Source organism: Nocardia sp. NPDC058497, from assembly GCF_042720195.1.
Classification (GTDB): domain Bacteria; phylum Actinomycetota; class Actinomycetes; order Mycobacteriales; family Mycobacteriaceae; genus Nocardia.
On the sequence record NZ_JBHXMY010000920.1, the window covers coordinates 1 to 1543 of the forward strand.

3 protein-coding genes are annotated in these 1543 nt (G+C 62.3%); all 3 read right to left on the reverse strand.

Going from position 1 to position 1543, the window contains the following annotated elements:
• On the reverse strand, window positions 1-518 hold a 518-nt coding region (locus ACFWPJ_RS32465), incomplete at its 3' end, for a hypothetical protein (protein WP_378857292.1).
• A complete protein-coding gene (locus ACFWPJ_RS32470) occupies window positions 515-853 on the reverse strand; it encodes a hypothetical protein (RefSeq protein ID WP_378857294.1) in 339 nt (112 codons plus the stop codon). The genes ACFWPJ_RS32470 and ACFWPJ_RS32465, both read right to left, overlap by 4 nt.
• Before the next feature lie 106 nt (window positions 854-959).
• Window positions 960-1543: DUF3558 domain-containing protein (locus ACFWPJ_RS32475; protein ID WP_378857295.1), on the reverse strand; the 584-nt coding region annotated here is incomplete at its 5' end.

Consider the following 1543-nt stretch of genomic DNA (forward strand, 5'->3'; position numbering starts at 1 on the left):
ATCGCGCTCTGCGCGTTGGTAACCGCAGTGGCGGCGGTGGTCAGTTTGGCGGTTGCTGCGTCGAGGCGGGCTTGTGCTGCCGCGAGTTGTCCTGAGTCAGTGAAGGTTTGGTTGGCCAAGCCGAGGTCTGGATTGGTTTTGGCCTGTTGGAGCGCTGTGACCGCCTGGGCATGTGTGCCTCGCGCTGCGGCGGCTTCTGTTTCGAGGCCTTTGGCTGTGTCCTGGAAGCTGACCAGGTTGCCGTGCCAGGTCTGGATCACGGTAGTCGCGCGTTCGAGTGAGTTCTTGGCGTAGGTCAGATCCACAGCGAGTGTCGCGTCGAAGTTTTCGCGAAAAGCGTTGCCAGCATCGCCTTTCCATACGTCGTCGTTGCGGTTGCGCAGGCGGTAGAGCAGGATGTTTGTCTCGGTGACCGCGTCGGCGGCCGTCTTGACCTTGGTGCCGAGTGCGGCGACCTCGGCGGCTGAGCCAGGGGCGGGGTTGAATCCGAGGTTCGGATAGGGATTCGACGGGGTCATTTCGAGCCCTCCCCTGGCGTGGGAGACCGGGTGCCGATCCCGGCGCCGTACAGCTTGATCAGGTCCGCGATTTGGGTGTCGAGGTTCTGGTACGCCGTCAGGCATTGAGCTACGCCATCGGCGGTGACGCGGGCTGACTCGCTGATCCGTTCAATGCCGAACTGCCAGCGTCGCTGAAAGCTGTCGGCGGCATCGTTGAGAGCTGCCGTGCCGATGTCGGCGTTGCCGTCTTTGGCCATTGCCTTCATCGCGTCGGTCAGGACTTGTTCGGCGCTGCGCAATGACTGGACGGTTTTGCCGAGCACATCGATGTCGACCTGGAGGAACCCGGTCATTTCCCCTCCTTCTTTATCCGTTCATTGGGTTGGACGCGCAGGGAGCCGGATCGGTTCCATAGCGGATGGGTATCGCGGTTTGCAGCGCGTTCGGCGTGGTGCAGGGTCATTGACTCGGAAGGACGGCCTCGACGGTGCTGGCGGCTTCGTCGATGTGGTCGCAGCCGACCCAGTCGGTGAGGGCGTAGATGCTGGAGATTCGCACTTCGATCGTTGCGTCGGGGCCTGGCATCGCGATGTAGCAGGACTCCGCCGCGCGCGTTCTGTGGAACAGGGCTTCTCTGCCGCTCACGCTGGTCGGTCGGGCCCCTTCATAGTTGCGGGCGCGCATTTCGTCGAGTGTGACGTTTGTTGATGAGATGCCCAACGTGCCGACCTCCAGTTGCTGGCCGCGAACGTTGTCCAAGCGTCGGAATTCACAACCGATGAACGCATAGTCGTCGAATACGAAATCGACTCGTTTCCTGGTAGCTGGGTCGAAGCCCATCGAGATGGGGATCGCGTCATCGATGTGGGTACAAGGGTCGAACTCGACCGGTTGGCGTTTGCTCGGTGGTTGTGTGGGTGCGGATGGCACCGGTGCGGCTATCGCAACGCTTGGAGCCGTACTTGCGGAAGGCTCGGCTTGTTCTGGCGGCGTTATCGGTGAGCACGCGGCGAGCGTTAGCGCGCTGCCGAGTAGGGCAGTGC

Bases quoted from the DNA above. Each gene is read 5' to 3' on its own strand.
- ACFWPJ_RS32470 (WP_378857294.1), bottom strand. From the start codon at position 853: ATGACCGGGTTCCTCCAGGTCGACATCGATGTGCTCGGCAAAACCGTC.